This is a genomic window from Achromobacter ruhlandii (genome assembly GCF_002082135.1).
In the GTDB taxonomy this organism is placed as follows: domain Bacteria; phylum Pseudomonadota; class Gammaproteobacteria; order Burkholderiales; family Burkholderiaceae_B; genus Achromobacter; species Achromobacter ruhlandii.
The window spans coordinates 123,300-141,492 of the sequence record NZ_CP017433.1 but is presented as its reverse complement, the minus strand read 5'-3'; the positions used below and the strand labels follow the sequence as shown (position 1 = coordinate 141,492).

At 65.9% G+C, this 18,193-nt stretch carries 18 protein-coding genes and 1 pseudogene; 14 read left to right on the top strand and 5 right to left on the bottom strand.

Annotated features, from left to right (window positions below):
- Window positions 1-172 precede the first annotated feature (172 nt).
- The 6 genes from AruCF_RS00570 to AruCF_RS00545 all read left to right on the top strand — a co-directional run bounded on the left by AruCF_RS00570 (window position 173) and on the right by AruCF_RS00545 (window position 9,919).
- Window positions 173-1,351: an isovaleryl-CoA dehydrogenase gene (locus tag AruCF_RS00570; RefSeq protein ID WP_049070460.1), complete on the top strand. Its 1,179-nt coding sequence runs from the start codon at window positions 173-175 to the stop codon at window positions 1,349-1,351.
- Window positions 1,352-1,373: 22 nt separating this feature from the next.
- On the top strand, window positions 1,374-3,239 hold the full coding sequence (aceK, locus tag AruCF_RS00565; protein WP_049070458.1) for a bifunctional isocitrate dehydrogenase kinase/phosphatase: 1,866 nt from the start codon (window positions 1,374-1,376) through the stop codon (window positions 3,237-3,239).
- Between the two features lie 33 nt (window positions 3,240-3,272).
- Window positions 3,273-4,454 (top strand): acetyl-CoA C-acetyltransferase, encoded by a 1,182-nt coding sequence (locus AruCF_RS00560; RefSeq protein WP_049070457.1) that lies wholly within the window; start codon window positions 3,273-3,275, stop codon window positions 4,452-4,454.
- 303 nt (window positions 4,455-4,757) lie between these two features.
- Window positions 4,758-6,365 (top strand): carboxyl transferase domain-containing protein, encoded by a 1,608-nt coding sequence (locus AruCF_RS00555; RefSeq protein WP_049070455.1) that lies wholly within the window; start codon window positions 4,758-4,760, stop codon window positions 6,363-6,365.
- A 180-nt stretch (window positions 6,366-6,545) separates the two neighbouring features.
- Window positions 6,546-8,561, top strand: coding sequence for an acetyl/propionyl/methylcrotonyl-CoA carboxylase subunit alpha (locus AruCF_RS00550; RefSeq protein WP_049070454.1), 2,016 nt, complete (start codon window positions 6,546-6,548; stop codon window positions 8,559-8,561).
- A gap of 125 nt (window positions 8,562-8,686) precedes the next feature.
- Window positions 8,687-9,919: an MFS transporter gene (locus tag AruCF_RS00545; protein ID WP_049070453.1), complete on the top strand. Its 1,233-nt coding sequence runs from the start codon at window positions 8,687-8,689 to the stop codon at window positions 9,917-9,919.
- A gap of 34 nt (window positions 9,920-9,953) precedes the next feature.
- On the opposite strand, the gene AruCF_RS00540 is transcribed toward AruCF_RS00545, so the two are convergent.
- Entirely contained in the window at window positions 9,954-11,015 is a 1,062-nt protein-coding gene (locus tag AruCF_RS00540) for a YwqG family protein (protein ID WP_049070451.1), read from the bottom strand.
- A gap of 94 nt (window positions 11,016-11,109) precedes the next feature.
- On the opposite strand from AruCF_RS00540, the pseudogene AruCF_RS29620 reads away from it, so the two are divergent.
- The 6 genes and pseudogenes from AruCF_RS29620 to AruCF_RS00510 form a co-directional block, all read left to right on the top strand.
- Window positions 11,110-11,400: pseudogene (locus AruCF_RS29620) on the top strand (PLP-dependent aminotransferase family protein); the annotation flags it as partial.
- 245 nt (window positions 11,401-11,645) lie between these two features.
- Window positions 11,646-12,551, top strand: coding sequence for a hypothetical protein (locus tag AruCF_RS00530; protein WP_080977538.1), 906 nt, complete (start codon window positions 11,646-11,648; stop codon window positions 12,549-12,551).
- A 113-nt stretch (window positions 12,552-12,664) separates the two neighbouring features.
- On the top strand, window positions 12,665-13,273 hold the full coding sequence (locus tag AruCF_RS00525) for a cysteine hydrolase family protein (protein ID WP_049070447.1): 609 nt from the start codon (window positions 12,665-12,667) through the stop codon (window positions 13,271-13,273).
- An 8-nt stretch (window positions 13,274-13,281) separates the two neighbouring features.
- Window positions 13,282-13,806, top strand: coding sequence for a DUF4189 domain-containing protein (locus tag AruCF_RS00520; RefSeq protein WP_049070445.1), 525 nt, complete (start codon window positions 13,282-13,284; stop codon window positions 13,804-13,806).
- 39 nt (window positions 13,807-13,845) lie between these two features.
- On the top strand, window positions 13,846-14,478 hold the full coding sequence (locus AruCF_RS00515) for a LysE family translocator (RefSeq protein ID WP_049070443.1): 633 nt from the start codon (window positions 13,846-13,848) through the stop codon (window positions 14,476-14,478).
- Between the two features lie 12 nt (window positions 14,479-14,490).
- Window positions 14,491-15,192, top strand: a complete 702-nt coding sequence (locus tag AruCF_RS00510) for a hypothetical protein (RefSeq protein ID WP_049070441.1) — start codon at window positions 14,491-14,493, stop codon at window positions 15,190-15,192.
- A 13-nt stretch (window positions 15,193-15,205) separates the two neighbouring features.
- On the opposite strand, the gene AruCF_RS00505 is transcribed toward AruCF_RS00510, so the two are convergent.
- Entirely contained in the window at window positions 15,206-15,592 is a 387-nt protein-coding gene (locus AruCF_RS00505; RefSeq protein ID WP_049070439.1) for a YkvA family protein, read from the bottom strand.
- Window positions 15,593-15,820: 228 nt separating this feature from the next.
- On the opposite strand from AruCF_RS00505, the gene AruCF_RS28955 reads away from it, so the two are divergent.
- Both AruCF_RS28955 and AruCF_RS29720 read left to right on the top strand, forming a co-directional pair.
- Entirely contained in the window at window positions 15,821-15,973 is a 153-nt protein-coding gene (locus tag AruCF_RS28955) for a hypothetical protein (protein ID WP_157130025.1), read from the top strand.
- 210 nt (window positions 15,974-16,183) lie between these two features.
- Window positions 16,184-16,372: a PIN domain-containing protein gene (locus AruCF_RS29720; RefSeq protein WP_235432723.1), complete on the top strand. Its 189-nt coding sequence runs from the start codon at window positions 16,184-16,186 to the stop codon at window positions 16,370-16,372.
- Window positions 16,373-16,416: 44 nt separating this feature from the next.
- Here AruCF_RS29720 and cdiI read toward each other — a convergent pair whose 3' ends face one another.
- From cdiI to AruCF_RS28950, 3 genes are all read right to left on the bottom strand, one after another.
- Window positions 16,417-16,788, bottom strand: coding sequence for a ribonuclease toxin immunity protein CdiI (gene cdiI, locus AruCF_RS00495; protein ID WP_080977287.1), 372 nt, complete (start codon window positions 16,786-16,788; stop codon window positions 16,417-16,419).
- Window positions 16,789-17,011: 223 nt separating this feature from the next.
- Window positions 17,012-17,257: a YrhB domain-containing protein gene (locus AruCF_RS00490; protein ID WP_080977286.1), complete on the bottom strand. Its 246-nt coding sequence runs from the start codon at window positions 17,255-17,257 to the stop codon at window positions 17,012-17,014.
- 151 nt (window positions 17,258-17,408) lie between these two features.
- Window positions 17,409-17,873 (bottom strand): hypothetical protein, encoded by a 465-nt coding sequence (locus AruCF_RS28950; protein WP_144419063.1) that lies wholly within the window; start codon window positions 17,871-17,873, stop codon window positions 17,409-17,411.
- Between the last annotated feature and the right edge of the window lie 320 nt (window positions 17,874-18,193).

The window sequence follows — 18,193 nt, the reverse complement described above, 5'->3', positions numbered from 1 at the left end:
AACATTTGCCTAGGGAAAACCCGACTCATATTTACGTTTACGTAAACGTAATATTTGCGCTGCATCATTGCGTAGCCAGCGTCGATCAGCGCATTATGGGGCCACGCGGCGAGATCCGGCGCGATCGCAGGCGCCCATAAGAATGTAAGTACCTACTATCACGGAGACAGCGATGAACCTTCCTGGCCTGAACTTCGACCTGGGCGAAGACCTGGACATGCTGCGCGACGCCGTGCGCACTTTCGCGCAGGCCGAGATCGCGCCGCGCGCCGCCGAAGTCGACCGCAGCGACCAGTTCCCCATGGACCTCTGGCGCAAGTTCGGCGACCTGGGCGTGCTGGGCATGACGGCCAGCGAGGAATACGGCGGCGCCAACATGGGCTACCTGGCCCACATGGTGGCGATGGAGGAAATCTCCCGCGCCAGCGCCTCGATCGGCCTGTCGTATGGCGCGCACTCCAACCTGTGCGTCAACCAGATCAACCGCAACGGCACCCCCGCCCAGAAGGCCAAGTACCTGCCCAAGCTGATTTCCGGCGAACACATCGGCGCGCTGGCCATGAGCGAACCGGGCGCCGGCTCGGACGTGGTCAGCATGAAGCTGCGCGCCGATAAGAAGGGCGACCGCTACGTGCTCAACGGCTCCAAGATGTGGATCACCAACGGCCCCGACGCCGACACCCTGGTGGTCTACGCCAAGACCGACCCCGAGGCGCACCAGCGCGGCATCACCGCGTTCCTGGTGGAAAAGGGCTTCAAGGGTTTCTCGGTGGCGCAGAAACTGGACAAGCTCGGCATGCGCGGCAGCCACACCGGCGAACTGGTGTTCCAGGACTGCGAGATCCCCGAGGAAAACGTGCTGGGCCAGGTCAACGGCGGCGTCAAGGTGCTGATGAGCGGCCTGGACTACGAGCGCGCCGTGCTGTCCGGCGGCCCGGTCGGCATCATGCAGGCCGTGATGGACGTGGTGGTGCCCTACATCCATGACCGCAAGCAGTTCGGCCAGGCCATCGGCGAATTCCAGCTGATCCAGGGCAAGGTGGCGGACCTGTACACCACGCTGCAGGCCAGCCGCGCCTTCTGCTACCAGGTCGGCAAGAACCTCGACCGCCTGGGCGCCGAGCACGTGCGCCAGGTGCGCAAGGACTGCGCCGCGCTGATCCTGTACACCGCCGAGAAGGCCACCTGGATGGCTGGCGAGGGCGTGCAGATCCTGGGCGGCAACGGCTACATCAACGAATACCCGGTGGGCCGCCTGTGGCGCGACGCCAAGCTGTACGAAATCGGCGCCGGCACCAGCGAAATCCGCCGCATGCTGATCGGCCGCGAGCTGTTCGCCGAGACGGCCTGAGTCCCCCCGGAAGTCGTTTGCCATGATCCGCACGTCCGACGTCCAGCACATCGAGCAGGCGCCCGCCCGGGGCCCTTCGCCGCTGGACGTCGCGCGCCGCATCCTGGCCGGCTTCGACCGCCACTACGCGCTGTTCCGCTACAGCGCGCAGCGCGCCAAGGCGCTGTTCGAATCGGGCGACTGGCACGGCATCCAGCACCTGTCGCGCGAGCGCATCGAGTATTACGACATGCGCGTGCGCGAATGCGCCAGCCAGCTCGAAGGCGTGCTGCGCGGCCGGCCCGAGGGCGCGGTCGGCGCCCATGCCCCCAACGGCGCGAACGGCGCCGCGGGCGCCGCGCTGACGGATGCGCAGACCGCCTACTGGCAGCAGATCAAGCAGGAATTCGTCGGCCTGCTGGGCGAGCACCGCCAGCCCGAATGCGCCGAGACGTTCTTCAATTCGGTGTCGTGCCGGCTGCTGCACCGCGACTATTTCCACAACGATTTCCTGTTCGTGCGCCCGGCCGTGGCCACCGACTATCTGGACAGCCGCATGCCGTCGTACCGGGTCTACTACCCGGTGACCGAGGGCCTGCACAAAAGCCTCATCCGCATGGTGGCCGACTTCGGCCTGGCGCTGCCGTTCGAGGACCTGCCGCGCGACACCCGCCTGCTGGCGCGCGCCGCCATCGGCCAGCTGCGCCGGCAGTTGCCGCGCCACGTCGGCCGTCGCATCGCCAGCGACTGCCAGGTGCATGCGCTGGGTTCGCTGTTCTTTCGCAACAAGGGCGCCTACATCGTCGGCCGCCTGATCAACCAGGGCACCGTCTATCCCTTCGCCGTGGCGTTGACGCGCAACCCGGCCGGACAGGTGAACCTGGACGCGCTGCTGCTGGGCGCGGACGACCTGAGCACGCTGTTCAGCTTCACGCGCGCGTATTTCCTGGTGGACATGGAGACGCCCGCCGCGGTGGTCAACTTCCTGGCCAGCCTCTTGCCGCGCAAGCCCAAGGCCGAGCTGTACACCATGATCGGCCTGCAGAAGCAGGGCAAGACGCTGTTCTATCGCGATTTCCTGCACCACCTGGCGCATTCGCGCGACGCCTTCGACATCGCGCCCGGCATCAAGGGCATGGTGATGTGCGTGTTCACGCTGCCGTCCTATCCCTACGTGTTCAAGCTGATCAAGGACCATATCGACAAAGACGGCATGGACCACGCCACCGTGCGGCGCAAGTACCAGATGGTCAAGCTGCACGATCGCGTCGGCCGCATGGCCGACACCTGGGAATACTCGCAGGTGGCGCTGCCGCGCGCCCGCTTCGCGCCGCGGCTGCTGGACGAACTGCGGCGCCTGGTGCCCAGCCTGATCGAAGAAACCGGGGACACGGTGGTCATCCGCCACGTCTACATCGAACGGCGCATGACGCCGCTGAACCTGTACCTGAGCCAGGCGCCCGATGCGCTGCTGGAGCCGGCCGTGCGCGAATACGGCGACGCCATCCGCCAGCTGGCCGCCGCCAACATCTTCCCCGGCGACATGCTCTACAAGAACTTCGGCGTGACGCGGCTGGGCCGGGTCGTGTTCTACGACTACGACGAAATCCAGCGCATGACCGAAATGAATTTCCGACGGATTCCTCCCGCCCCCAACGAGGAAGCGGAAATGGCCTCCGAACCCTGGTATGCCGTCGGACCGAACGACGTCTTTCCGGAGGAATTCGGCCGCTTCCTGCTGGGCGACGCGCGTGTGCGCGGCGCCTTCCTGCGCCACCATGCCAACCTGCTGGAACCGGAATGGTGGCAGGCCTGTCGCGCCCACGTGGCGCAAGGCCGGATCGAAGAATTTTTCCCTTACGATACGGACAGACGGCTGCGTCCGGCACCCGCTGGCGCCACCGCATAAAACACGCTGTCCCGACCCTCACAGGAGCTAGTCATGTCAGATCCCATCGTTATCGTTTCCGTCGCCCGCACGCCCATGGGCGGCATGCTCGGCAGCCTGTCCGGCCTGGCCGCGCACGAGCTGGGCTCGGTCGCCATCAAGGCGGCCGTCGAACGCGCCGGCCTCAAGCCGGAGCAGATCGAAGAAGTCATCATGGGCAACGTGCTGCAGGCCGGCCAGGGCCAGGCTCCGGCGCGCCAGGCCGCCCTGGGCGCGGGCCTGCCGCTGGGCGTGGCGTGCACCACCATCCACAAGGTGTGCGGCTCGGGCCTGAAGGCCGCCATGTTCGGCCACGACCTGCTGGCCGCGGGTTCGGCCAACATCGTCGTCGCCGGCGGCCAGGAAAGCATGAGCAACGCCCCCTACCTGATGCTCAAGGGCCGCCAGGGCTATCGCTACGGCCACAGCACCATCTATGACCACATGGCCCTGGACGGCCTGGAAGACGCCTACGACAAGGGCAAGGCCATGGGCGTGTTCGCCGAGGATTGCGCCGCCAAGTATTCGTTCACGCGCGAGCAGCAGGATGCGTTCTCGCTGGAATCGCTGCGCCGCGCCCGCGCCGCCACCGAAGACGGCAGCTTCAAGTGGGAAATCACCCCGGTCACGGTCGCCGGCCGCAAGGGCGATACCGTGATCGACACCGACGAGGCCCCCACCAAGGCCATGCCGGAAAAGATTCCGACGCTCAAGCCGGCGTTCAAGAAGGACGGCACCGTCACCGCCGCCAACTCGTCGTCGATCTCCGACGGCGCCGCCGCCATGGTGCTGATGCGCGCTTCCACCGCCGAGAAGCTCGGCGTCAAGCCGCTGGCCCGCATCGTGGCGCACAGCCAGCACTCGCAGGAACCGAACTGGTTCACCACCGCCCCGGTCGGCGCCTTGAAGAACCTGTTCGCCAAGACCGGCTGGAAGGCCGAGGACGTGGACCTGTACGAGATCAACGAAGCGTTCGCCGTGGTCACCATGGCCGCCATGACCGACTTCAAGCTGCCGCATGAAAAGGTCAACATCCACGGCGGCGCCACCGCCCTGGGCCACCCCATCGGCGCCTCCGGCGCGCGCCTGATGACCACGCTGATCGGCGCGCTGCGCAAGACCGGCGGCAAGCGCGGCGTGGCCACGCTGTGCATCGGTGGCGGCGAAGCCGTGGCGATGGCAATCGAGATGGTCTAAGGCGGTATTTCTCCCGAGGCGCGCTTTTTCCCTGGATGTCCCTGGGGAAAAGCGCCGCCTCGGGAGGCCGCAAGCCCGCGTGGCGGGTACACCGAGGGGCATCATTTCGCTGCGCCTTTTCCGCAAGGCGAAGTCCGCGACGGGTCGGTCGCGGGCCGTGCGGGAGAGGCGCAACGAAATGCAGCTGAGTTAATCCATGACAAGAATGCCCGGTTCAGCGGGCAGCGAGACAAACCGCTAGGAAGCGCCTGCCGGCCCTCCGAGCGCCTTCAACATCCCAATCAGCAGGACGGGTGGTACCCCATGCCCATCATCGAATCCCGCATCAATCCGCGGTCGCAGGACTACACCGACAACGCGCGCGCCATGCAGGCGCAGCTGGACGACCTGAGCCGGCAACTGGCGCGAACCGCGCTGGGCGGCAGCGAATCGTCGCGCGCCAAGCACGTGGCGCGCGGCAAGCTGCTGCCGCGCGACCGCGTCGAGCAACTGATTGATCCGGGGTCGCCGTTCCTGGAACTGTCGCCGATGGCGGCGCACGGCATGTACGACGGCGACGCGCCGGGCGCGGGCGTCATCACCGGCATCGGCCGCATCGCCGGCACCGAATGCGTGATCGTCTGCAACGACGCCACCGTCAAGGGCGGCACCTACTACCCGATGACGGTCAAGAAGCACCTGCGCGCGCAGGAGATCGCCGCGCAGAACCGGCTGCCGTGCGTCTACCTGGTCGATTCCGGCGGCGCCAACCTGCCGCAGCAGGACGAGGTCTTTCCCGACCGCGAACACTTCGGCCGCATCTTCTACAACCAGGCGCAGATGTCGGCGCAGGGCATCGCGCAGATCGCGGTGGTGATGGGCTCGTGCACCGCCGGCGGCGCCTACGTGCCCGCCATGAGCGACGAGTCCATCATCGTCAAGAACCAGGGCACCATCTTCCTGGGCGGCCCGCCGCTGGTGAAGGCCGCCACCGGCGAGGAAGTCAGCGCCGAGGACCTGGGCGGCGGCGACGTGCACACGCGCCTGTCGGGCGTGGCCGACCACCTGGCCGCCAACGACATGCACGCGCTGCAGCTGGCGCGCGGCGCCGTGGCGCGCCTGAACCGCAAGAAGCCGGCGCCGCTGGCCACCGTGCCGGTGCGCGAGCCGCGCTACGACCCGGCCGAGCTGAACGGCATCATCCCCGCCGACACGCGCAAGCCGTATGACGTGCGCGAGGTCATCGCGCGCATCGTCGACGGTTCCGAGTTCGACGAATTCAAGGCGCGCTTCGGCCCCACGCTGGTGACGGGCTTTGCCCACATCCACGGCATGCCGGTGGGCATCGTCGCCAACAACGGCATCCTGTTCTCGGAATCGGCGCAGAAGGGCGCGCACTTCATCGAGCTGTGCGCGCAGCGCAAGATCCCGCTGGTGTTCCTGCAGAACATCACCGGCTTCATGGTCGGCCGCAAGTACGAAAACGAAGGCATCGCGCGCCACGGCGCCAAGATGGTGACGGCGGTGGCCACCGCCAACGTGCCCAAGTTCACCGTGCTGATCGGCGGCTCGTTCGGCGCCGGCAACTACGGCATGTGCGGCCGCGCCTACTCGCCGCGCCTCTTGTTCATGTGGCCCAACGCGCGCATCTCGGTGATGGGCGGCGAGCAGGCCGCCAGCGTGCTGGCCACGGTCAAGCGCGACGGCATCGAGGCGCGCGGCGGCCAGTGGTCGGCGGCCGAGGAAGACGCCTTCAAGGCGCCGATCCGCGAGCAGTACGAACGCGAGGGCCATCCGTACTACGCCACCGCGCGGCTGTGGGACGACGGCATCATCGCGCCGGCCGACACGCGCCGCGTGCTGGGGCTGGCGCTGTCGGCGGCGCTGAACGCGCCGATCGAAGACACGCGCTTCGGCGTCTTCCGGATGTAGAAGAAAGCCCACCCCCTACGCGCTGCGCGCGCCCCCTCAAGGGGGCGACACCGGCGGACCGGCGAAGCCGGATCCGCGGTGTCCCCGATAAGGTCGGCGTGATGCGACGTGTGAGGGTTTTGGATGCAACGCGCTCGCCGCTGCACGTAGTCAACGAATGATTCCAGTCTGGATAACGCCATGTTCGATACCCTGCTGATTGCCAACCGCGGCGAAATCGCCTGCCGCGTCGCCGCCACCGCCCGCCGCCTGGGCATCCGCACCGTCGCCGTCTATTCCGACGCCGACGCCAACGCCCGCCACGTCGCCGCCTGCGACGTCGCGGTGCACATCGGCGGCCCCGAACCGCGCGCCAGCTACCTGCGCGCCGACGCCATCCTGCAAGCCGCGCGCGATACCGGCGCCCAAGCCATCCACCCCGGCTACGGCTTCCTGTCGGAAAACGAAGCCTTCGCCGAAGCCGCCGAACAGGCCGGCATCGCCTTCGTCGGCCCGCCGGCCTCGGCCATCGCCGCCATGGGTAGCAAGTCCGCCGCCAAGTCGCTGATGGAAAAAGCCGGCGTGCCGCTGGTGCCCGGCTACCACGGCGACAACCAGGACCCGCAATTCCTCAAGGAGCAGGCCGACGCCATCGGCTACCCGGTGCTGATCAAGGCCAGCGCCGGCGGCGGCGGCAAGGGCATGCGCGTGGTCGAATCGTCCGGCGCGTTCCTCGATGCGCTGGCCTCGTGCCAGCGCGAGGCCGCCTCCAGCTTCGGCGACGACCGCGTGCTGATCGAACGCTACCTGCAGAAGCCGCGCCACATCGAGATCCAGGTGTTCGCCGACACCCACGGCAACTGCGTCTACCTGTTCGAGCGCGACTGCTCGGTGCAGCGCCGCCACCAGAAGGTGATCGAGGAAGCGCCCGCGCCCGGCATGACCGAGGAACGCCGCCGCGCCATGGGCGAGGCCGCCGTGGCCGCCGCGCGCGCGGTGGGCTACGTGGGCGCCGGCACGGTGGAATTCATCGCCGAGCCCGACGGCCGCTTCTACTTCATGGAAATGAACACGCGCCTGCAGGTCGAGCACCCCGTCACCGAGATGATCACCGGCCACGACCTGGTCGAATGGCAGCTGCGCGTGGCCGCCGGCCAGCCGCTGCCGGCGCGCCAGGAAGACCTGCGCATCCACGGCCACGCCATCGAGGCCCGCATCTACGCCGAGAACCCCGAGAAAGGCTTCCTGCCGTCGATTGGCACGCTGGCCTACCTGGGCCTGCCGGCCCACGTCGCCTTCGCCAACGGCGACATCCGCGTCGATGGCGGGGTGCGCACCGGCGACACCATCACGCCGTTCTACGACCCCATGATCGCCAAGCTGATCGTGCACGGCGCGGACCGCGACCAGGCCCGCGCCCGCATGCTGCAGGCGCTGGCGCAGACCCAGGCGGTGGGGGTGCAGACCAATGTCGCCTTCCTGTCGCGCCTGATGCGCGACAGCGCCTTCGCCGCCGCCGACCTCGACACCGGCCTGATCGAGCGCCAGCGCGCCACGCTGCTGCCCGAGCCGACGCCGGCCGACGCCGCCACGCTGGCGCTGGCCACGGCCGCCGTGCTGGCCCGCCAGGGCCAGGCGCAATCGGCGCCGCATGCCGCCGCCCCGGCCGATCCGTGGGACACGCGCGACGGCTGGCGCCTGGGCGGGCGCTACCAGCGCACCCTGCAATGGATCGACAATGGGGAGACCCGTCACGTCACCGTCGCGCGCCAGGGCGCCGACTGGACGCTGGACAGCGGCGACGGCGCCCGGCCCTTCGCCTGGCGCGCCGAGGACCACAACGGCCCGGCCCGCGTGCTGCGCATCACCCTGGACGGCCGCGAACGCGCCGGCACGGTGGTGCTGCACGCCGACAAGGCCCACGTCTTCGGCGACGGCGGCGCGCGCGTGCTGGACCTGTACGACCCGCTGGCGCACGCCCAGGACACCCAGGGCGACCACGGCGGCGGCCTGACCGCCCCCATGCCGGGCAAGATCATCTCCATCGCCGTCAAGGCCGGCGACAGCGTCGCCAAGGGCCAGCCGCTGCTGGTGATGGAAGCCATGAAGATGGAGCACACCATCTCCGCGCCGGCCGACGGCAAGGTCGAGGAACTGTTCTACGCGGTGGGCGACCAGGTCACGGAAGGCGCGGAACTGGTGTCGATCGGCGCCTGAAGCGGCCCCGCCCCCGCGACGCGCAAGACCCCACGGCCGGCTGGCGCTTTAGTTTGGCGTCAGCCGGCTGTTTATAGAATGCGCATTCCGGCGCCGTCCGCGCGCCTGCCGCGCGTTCCGCCCCGATGCCCGCCCCCGACTCCCCCAGTCCGCTTTACCGACCCGCCTTCCTGCACTTCCTGTTCGCGCGCATCGGCGCGTCGCTGGCCTTCCAGATCGTCTCGGTGGCGGTGGGCTGGCAGATCTACGCGCTGTCGGGCAGCGCGCTCGACCTGGGCCTGATCGGGCTGGCGCAGTTCCTGCCGATGGCGGCGCTGACGCTGGTGGTGGGCCACGTGGCCGACCGCTACGACCGCCGCAAGATCGTCGCCATCTGCATGGCGGTCGAGACCCTGGCCACGCTGCTGCTGGCGATGGCGGCGCTGCACGGCGTCGGCGGCAAGACGCTGATCTACGCCACCCTCATCATCATGAGCTCGGCGCGCGCCTTCGAGGCGCCCACGCTGACCACGCTGATTCCGGCCATCGTGCCGCGCGAGTGGCTGCCGCGCGCCACCGCGCTGTCGTCCTCCGGCGGCCAGATCGCGCAGATCGCCGGCCCGGCGCTGGGCGGCATCGGCTATGGCCTGGGAGCAGGGTGGATCTACTGCGTGGCGGCCGCGCTGTACCTGTGCGGCTTCGCGTGCATCGCCAGCATGTCGATCGACCGCGCCCCGCCGCGCAGGGAGCCCACCACCTGGCGCACGCTGTTCGCGGGCATCACCTTCATCTTCCAGCGCCGCATCCTGCTGGGCACGCTGTCGCTGGACCTGTTCGCGGTGCTGCTGGGCGGCGCCACGGCGCTATTGCCGATCTTCGCCAAGGACATTCTCAACGCCGGTCCGTGGGCGCTGGGCGCACTGCGCGCCGCGCCGGCCTGTGGCGCCATGCTGATGTCGCTGACGCTGGCGCGGCTGAGCCTGGGCGAGCACGTCGGCCGCCTGCTGTTCGGCGCGCTGATCCTGTTCGGCCTGGCCACCACCGTGTTCGGCCTGTCGACCTCGATCCCGATCTCGGTGGGCGCGCTGGTGGTGCTGGGCGCGGCCGACGCCATCAGCGTGGTGGTGCGCTCGTCGCTGGTGCAGCTGAACACGCCCGACCACATGCTGGGCCGCGTCAGCGCGGTCAACACGCTGTTCATCGGCGCCTCGAACCAGTTGGGCGAATTCGAGTCCGGCGTGATGGCGGCGCTGTTGGGCGCGGTGCCGGCGGTGGTGGTCGGCGGCCTGGGCACCATCGCGGTGGCGGGGCTGTGGATGCACTGGTTCCCGGAACTGCGCAGGCTACGTTCGCTGCATCCGGAAACCGAACCGGCCTGACCCGGCAAGGGCCACGACGCGCGCGTCCGGGCGGCTAGTCGCATTGATACGTGACACGCGCCAGGTCGAACCGGCGCGCCGCGATATCCTGCTCGCGCATCAGCACGTAATAGGCGCCCGGCTGCGGAATGCCGGCGTGCGGGTCGGCGCCGATCTGCAACACCAGGCGCCAGTCCCGCGCCCCCGGCAACAGGGCCTGCGCGGCCTCGCTGCGCCAGACCGCGCTGCCGCCGCAATCCAGGCCGTGCGACACCAGCTGGCAAGTGGCCTGCATGCCATTCTGCAACGACTGTGGATAGCCGCCGAGCTGATGGTTGTCGCGGCCATCCATGTCCGGCGTGCCGAACCGCGACCGCCAATCCTGGTAGCTTTCGTAGGCCTCATCGTCCTCCAGGGCAAACGCATCCCAGCCCGCGTCATCGACACCGATCGGCGTCAGCACCGTGCGGGCCGAGACCGGCGCCGCGCGGAACACGCAGGTCCATTCGTCGTCCGACAGCGAGGCCAGCGCATGCGGCACCGGCGCCCGTTCCAGCGCCGCCGCGGGCGTGGTGTCCCACAGCACGCGCCAACCCACCGAAGCCGCCGGCGTGAAGCTCTCGGCCTGTTCCAGAAAATCGTAGAACACCAGCAGGCGGCCCTCGCGCGGCAGCGCGGCGTCGAATCCCGCTTCCCGCGACAACGCGGCCAGATCGAACTGCCCAAGGAACGTCAGCGGAAACGCCGTTTCCACCGCATCCGCCCGGGCGCGGGCATCCGCGCTGAAACGCTCGCCCTGCGCCGGCGTCATCCACGATCCTTTTTTCTTCGAGTCCGCCAGCAGGCGCTCGGCCTCCTTGCGATGGCCGGCGGCGCGCTCGTTCGCGTCCGGATAGGCCGGCCGCGTCGGCCAGGCCATGCCACGCGGCAGGTCCGGGCGCCCGCCGATCTTGCTGGCGCCCAGGGGGATCGCGTCCTCCTCGCGGGCGGTGGTCGCCAGCACCAGCGCGGGACGCGCCTGTTCCAGCAGTCGGGAGATCACGCTGGCTGGCAGATCGGTGGCGTCGAGCGAACGGCGCAGGGCGTCCTGGTCCGAAGGCAACGGGGTGAAGTCCATGACGGCAAATCCTCCTGGGGCGCGGCGCGCTGGCGAAAGTGCGGCGGGCGTCGCCGCATAAAGCGCCATTCTAGGACGGCGACATGAGATACCCCGCGATGCCGCGCAGCGCCAACGCATCGCCGCGCAGATCCTGGGGCCGCTGCATCCGGTCGCCCATCCCTCGTCATACTTCGTCTGGCTGCCGCTGGCGCCGGAAGTGCGCGCCGATGCCATCGCCATGGCGCTGATGCGCGAACGCATCGCTGTCTCCACGGCTCATCCCTTCGCCGTCGCGCACGTGCCGCACGCGATCCGGCTGGCGCTGGGCTCGGTGGACCTGGACGCCTTGCGGCGCGCATTGGAAGCGGTGGCGCGGGTGGTGGCGGACCAGACGGACAGGTAGGGCGGGCAGGCCTGCGCAACGCGCAAGGGCGATTCGCCATCCTCGGCGGGAATGCCGGACGGCCGTCTTGCCGGATGCGCCCACTGTTGCTTTTCCGCCCGCGCCATCGACGCGCCTGCGCGCAGGCCTTGCAGTCGGACACAATTGGCAAATTGCTGTCCGACGCCAGCCCCGGCCCGCCACTAAGATGGCGCCGCATCATGCGCCACGTGCGCTTACCGAAGACCGATGAGAACAAGTCCGACATGAAAACGCGTCTGAACGTCCGCCCGTCCCCCCGCCCGCTGCTGCGCGCCACGCTCGCCGGCCTGTTTGCCGCCACGCTGGCCGCGTTCGCCAGCCTGGGCGCCCAGGCGGCCAGCGCCGCCGAGCCGGCCGCCCCCAAGCCCGCCGCCGCCCAGGCCACCGCCGTCACCCCGCCCGATGCCCCCACGGTGATGTACGCCATCTACCAGATCGACGGCAAGGGCGCCGACTCGTACGAAGTGGCCAACGGCAGCGTCGCCACCTACTGGTTCGGCCACGCCTTCGAACTGAACGGCACGCAATACTTCACCGGCTTCACCTGGGACACCCGCGAAAAATACGGCAAGCCCGGCGAAGACGAAGCCGGCCCCGAAACCCAGGTCAACCTGGCCGAAGCCACCTTCACCCTGACCGGCTCCAGCGCCGAACGCCCCTGGAAGTTCCGCGGCATGGAGCACACCATCGGCATGTTCGGCGCCTACGAACGGGCCGAAGCCGTGGACCCCGGCCGCAAGCCGCTCGACTACCGCACCCCGGAAGGCAAGCTGCTGCTGGCCGTGCCGACCCAGGGCTTTGACAACGGCACCAGCTTCGAAGGCTACGCCCTGTTCGTCTTCAACCCCGGCCCGCGCGACGAGCTCAAGGACAAGGTCTGGACCTACCTGGGCAGCATTCTCACCGGCGACGACAACAGCGCCGCCTGCGCCGACGGCGACGTCATGCCCTGCGTCGCCAAGACCGGCAAGCTGACCTTCACCGCGCAGAACGGCAGCGACATGCCGCGCCTGACCGTCACCCCCAGCGGCACCGAAATCTCCGGCCCGGGCAAGACCCGCAAACTGGGCCCCGCCGACGCGGTCAGCTACGTCTACGACGAAGCCGGCAAGAAGTACACCGAGAAGTAAACGATGACGCGGCAGGCGCGCCGGCCCCCCGGCCCGCGCCGCCGCCAGCCCAACCCCTCCCGCGACTGCCGCTACACTGACAGGTCATGCAGACCCTCTTCGCGGAGCGAACCATGACCTCCCAGCCCCTGGCCATCATCCCGGCGCGCAGCGCCCTGCTGGTCATGCACTACCAGACCGACATCATGGACCTGTTCCCGTCGGTCGCCCCCACGCTGCTGGCCAACACGCGGCAGCTATGCGATGCCGCCCGCCGCGCCGGTGTGAGCGTCTACTTCGCCAAGATCCATTTCAGTCCCGGCTACCCGGAAGTCAGCCCGCTCAACAAGAACGGGCAGGGCATCCGCCAGTTGGGCCGCTTCGTGCATGACCGCGTCTCGCCCGAACTCGGCCGGCGCGACGACGAACCCATCATCCTGGCCCACCGCGCCAGCGTGTTCTTCGGCACCGACCTGCAACCCCGGCTGTCTGCCCAGGGCATCGACACCCTGATCATGGTGGGCGTCGCGTCCACCGGCGTCATGCTGTCGTCCATCGCCCACGCCAGCGACGCCGACTACCGCCTGCTGACCGTCAAGGACTGTTGCTACGACCCCGACCCGGTCGTGCACGACCACCTGTTCGCGACCGCCTTCGAATCGCGCACCACGGTGCTTTCCCTGGACGATGCCCTGTCCTTGCTGGCCACCGCCGCCGGGCCCGGGCTGCACCACAAAGAATGAGTTGACCCATGCGTACCCTGATCACTGCCTCCTTCCTCGTCGCCCTGAATTTCTCGCACGCCGCCCTGGCGCAAGCCGAACAAGGCTGCCCCGACGGCTACGCGCCCAGCGTCGGCACGCCCGGCCAGCAATGCGTGCCGATCCCCGTGGAGATCGCGCCCGCCGCGGGCGCCGCGTCCACCCCCGCCTCGCGCGACGCCCAGCGCTGGGGCGCCGTGGCCTATGACGCGCTCTCCGGCGCGATCGGCATCTCGGCCGACCGGGCCAGCAAGGCCAAGGCCGAAAAAGACGCGCTGGGTCAATGCGCCACCAAGGGCGGCGCCCGCTGCGTCATCAACACCAGCTATCACGACCAGTGCGTGGCCGTGGCCTACGGCCCGTCGCCCCAAGGCAGCGGCGTGCTGGTCAATTCCGCCACCGCCGCCAGCGAGGAACTGGCCCGCATGCGCGCCCTGGAAAGTTGCGAGAAAGGCGCTGGCGCCAGCTGCCAAACGTTCTACACCGGTTGCAGCCTGCCCCCGCCGGCTCAATAATCGGCGTCTCGCCGGCCCGCATCCCTCGAAGGACCTTCCATGCTCGACCCCGCCACCCTCGTCCTCTTTGGCGGCGCCTGCGTCGCGCTGGCCATGACGCCCGGCCCCGACATGCTGCTGATCGCCTCGCGCAGCGCCGCGCAGGGCAGGGCCGCCGGCTTCGCCTCGCTGGCCGGCATCCAGGCCGGCACCTACTGCCACGCGCTGCTGGCGGCCTTCGGCCTGTCGCAGCTATTCGTGGCGGTGCCCATGGCCTACGACGCGGTGCGCTTCGCCGGCGCGCTCTACCTGCTGTACCTGGCCGTGCGCGCGTTCCGCTCGCGCCCCGTGTCGCACATGCCCGATGCCGCCCGGGCCCGCTCGCCCGTGCGCGAAGTCTTCCTGCAAGGCCTGCTGACCAACCTGCTCAACCCCAAGATGGCCCTGTTCGTGCTGGCGCTGTTCCCGCAGTTCGTGCGCCCGCAGGACGGCTCGGTGGCCCTGCAGATCCTGGTGCTGGCCACCATCCTCAACGTCATCGGCCTGTTCATCAACGGCGCCGTCATCCTGGCCGCGCACCAGCTCAGCCGGCGCTGGGCCGGCCGCCAACGCCTGTCGCGCTGGCCGCAGTACGTGCTGGGATCGGTGTTCCTGGCGCTGGCGCTGCGCCTGGCCACCGCCAGCCGCAACTGACACGCACGCTCCATGCAAAAGATCGAAGGCCAGGAATTCCGCATGGCCCTGGACAAGGGCAACGCGCATTTCCACGACCTGCACCTGCACAACTGCGCCTTCGACAATTGCGGCCTGTCGATGGTCAAGTATCCGCAACGCATGTCGCGCGTGCGGAACGTAACGCTGTCGCAATGCCGCGTCGTGAATTCAGAGATCAAGCCGTGCGTGTTCGAGGACGTGGTGGTCGAAGACCTGTCCACCAACCCCATCCTGCTGGTGTGGGCCGCGTTCCTTCGCCGGGTCACGTTGAAGGGCAAGATCGGCAAGATCAACTTGAACCTGACGCCCGAAGCCTTCTGCACGGACGCGGATCGCCTGCGGCAGTTCGAGACCGCCCGCGCCGCGTTCTATGCCGAAACCGACTGGGCGCTGGACATCAGCGAAGCCAGGCTGCTAGGGCTGCGCTGCGAAGGCGTGCCGCTGCACCTGATCCGGCGCGATCCGCAAACGCAGGTGATCCTGGACAAGCGCGGGCGCTATCGTGGGCAGCAGGTGTTGGATGCGAGCTTCGCCAAGGCCTTTCCCGTTGCCGACAGCGTGCTGCGCGGCTTCGACGGATCCGACAGGCCGGCCATGCTGCTGGCCGCATCAATGGGTGCGCCGAAGAAGCGGCGTGACGAGGAACTGGGCGCGATCGCGGAGTTGCGCACGCTGGGATTTCTGGAAGATTGAAGCGCGTGCCGCGTCAGCGCCATAGCCAGTAGCCGACTGCCAGCACCACCGCCATCCACAGCACCACGATCACAACCGCGCCCACCCGGCTGCGCGGCTTTTCGCGCTTGGCCTGGATCCACGCGTCCGCCTGGTTGCGGCACTCCCGCAGCACATCTGGCGGCAACAGCTTGATGGCCAGCCAGATCAGGCCCGGCAGCAACAGCACGTCATCCAGATAACCCAGCACCGGGATGAAATCGGGAATCAGGTCGATCGGACTCAGCGCGTAGGCCACCACGAACACGCCCAGCGCCTTGGCGTGCCAGGGCGTGCGGGGGTGCTTGCCGGCGAACCAGAGGGTCAGGCCATCGCGCTTGATGCGCCGGGCCCAGGTTTTGAGGTGGTCGCGGGTTGACATGGGATGGGCCCTGCGGCTCGGGGGAAGGGCGATGAATTCCAGGTTGATAACCCGAAGGATAAAACCACAGTCGGGCGATCCATATAGGCTGGCGTTTGTGCAGGGGGGTCTGATCTACAGCCGCGGCAAATCAGACCGGTGGCTATGTGGGATGAGCAACCCTGGTGCTACCTTCAATCGACTGCAAAAGTCGGTTGCAGCGTTTGTGGCCGACGATAGACGACCACCATGCCAGACCAATCCCTCTTTATTGAACTGGTAATCGGGCCACGCGACATCGCGGAATTATCGGCCAAATGGCGACAGGACGAACCGCTTGGCGCGGAAGACCAATTTCCAGACGTCGCCGACGCGCCGCTCAAGTCGGAAGACGTCCTGTGAACAGTTATCGGCTGGACACCGACAATCAGTGCGCTGCTGCGTGATCCCAACGGCCCGGCGGCCCGCCACATCGAGTAGGCCCAAAGGTGATCTTCACCAGTGCCGTCGTCGCGGCGGAACTGCGCTACGGGTGCGCCAAGAAGGGGGCCGCGAAGCTGCAAGGGCAAGTCGAAAACCTGCTGGGGCGCGCTCCCTGTACTGCCCCTGGATGTGCCCGTCGACATTAAGTACGGCAACCTGCGCGCCGAACTGGAAGCCGCTGGCGAGCGGATTGGCGCAAACGATCTGTGGATAGTAGGGCACACCTGCACGCTCGGGCTGATGCTTGCGACGGGTAATACCCGGGAATTCGAACGTATCCCCGGACTCGCCGAGGAATACCAGCTCAGCACAACCTGATAATTATTATTTTTCCTAGCATCCAATCTTGACCGAACTTTATTTCACCCACTTAAGCCAAGCTCCAATTTCTCAATCACAGCATTAATTTTTTCCGAGCAATCCGGATGCAACTCTACGTATCTCATACATGCCAACTTCGCGATTTCCAGGCATGCACTTTCGCTAACAACCACCACCTCATCGCTTGGGTAAGCGCCAAAAGAAAACTCCACCCCATCAAAGTGGCTTTCTTTGAATAAACTATTTTTATCGGGAAAGCTGCAGCTCACTGTATCAGTGCTAAAACCCCATTTTTTGGAAATATTTTTCATTGCATCAAAAAAATACCCATCTTTATACATAAATTCAAAATAAGCTTTGACTACCCAAAGCTCATCCGATGTGCCGTAGGGCTGGCCAAATATCTCTTTCATACAGTTAGACCAAGGGACAATATTGAAATATAACAAGCCCCCAAATCAGTCAAATCCACGCCAAAAAAATCCATTACCACCACCCTCCTAAAGTTCTTTCTTTAGGACTTTCTATAAAAATATGCCCCCAACCACGCGCTCAAGACAGGATCAAAAATTGGATCGATGGAAGTTGCCAACCCAACTAGGTTCCGTATGGCGCAATCGCACTCCCTGGTTTCATTCATTCAGTAGGAATCTTCCCTCCATTGCAACTACCGTCGAGCGCGACGAATATGGGCCGATTACCGACAAGAGAGAAATCCATAACACCCGTATCCAAATATCTCTTCGATTGATATGGAAAATACCAACCATCTTTCGCAGAGACCATTGCGTCCTTTATAACAACATAGCGATCACCGTCACATGGCCCCATATTATTTTCTATATATTTTTCAGCAATAACCAGAGCATCACAGATTTGCATCTCACTTTCCTTTATCTGTTATCCCAAATCTTAGCGTAAGCACCCAAAGGCAGTTAAGTTCGTTTTCATTAAATGCATCAAAACCACTCTCCAGGAGGTCTTTTCTTAATATTATGTGCCCCCGCCGCAAAAGTGCTTCCTGCCCGCATCCCTACGCCTGCACCGGAAAAAGTTTCTTACCCCAAGGAATATTGTTTTCAGCAAAAGTTTTCTCGATTTCATCGATAAATGGTTTGCAAACAGAATATTCTTTCCCTGCCTCATAGCTTTCTAACGTAGCCAAATCATATTTTTTAACCAATTGCTCGCCCAAATCGGAGGAGTAAATTAGAGGTGATAGCCAATATATCGCCCCTTCGTTCGAAAGCTTATGTGGATTGAATTGGGCCAGTTTGCTGCAAAAATCTTCGTAATTCCGCAATTGGCGTGCTTTCATCCACCCCTCACTCCAAAGATTCCAATAACCAACTTTCAAGCATCTATATATAACGTCAACGGCGTACTGCCATGCACCAGGAGAAGTGCCAACGAGTCCGCTAGGCGAATAATCATCTAACGTCAATCGATAGAAATCAGATTGGATAATTGCTGCGTACTTGGGAGAAATATTACTCATGGTGCCACCTCACTTTTCCCGGGACGGCTTAGCATGGGTCATGGCCGCCTTCGCTGCGTACATTCCAACCGACTCGACAACCATTCCGATCAACGTAAAAACAAAAATATCAAATTCCAACCCAAGCCAGACCAATATCGCGCCAACGCACAATAACGACCCTCGTAGCCAGCGTTTGAGATCCCCCTTGCGAATGAAAGATCGAAAAATCATACCCCCATCCCCCACTTAAAATTGACAGCGACTGCGCCCGCTACCAAAAAAATAATAGAAGAATCGCATTCGATCTACATAAGGTAATAAATCCTGCAAGCCCAAGA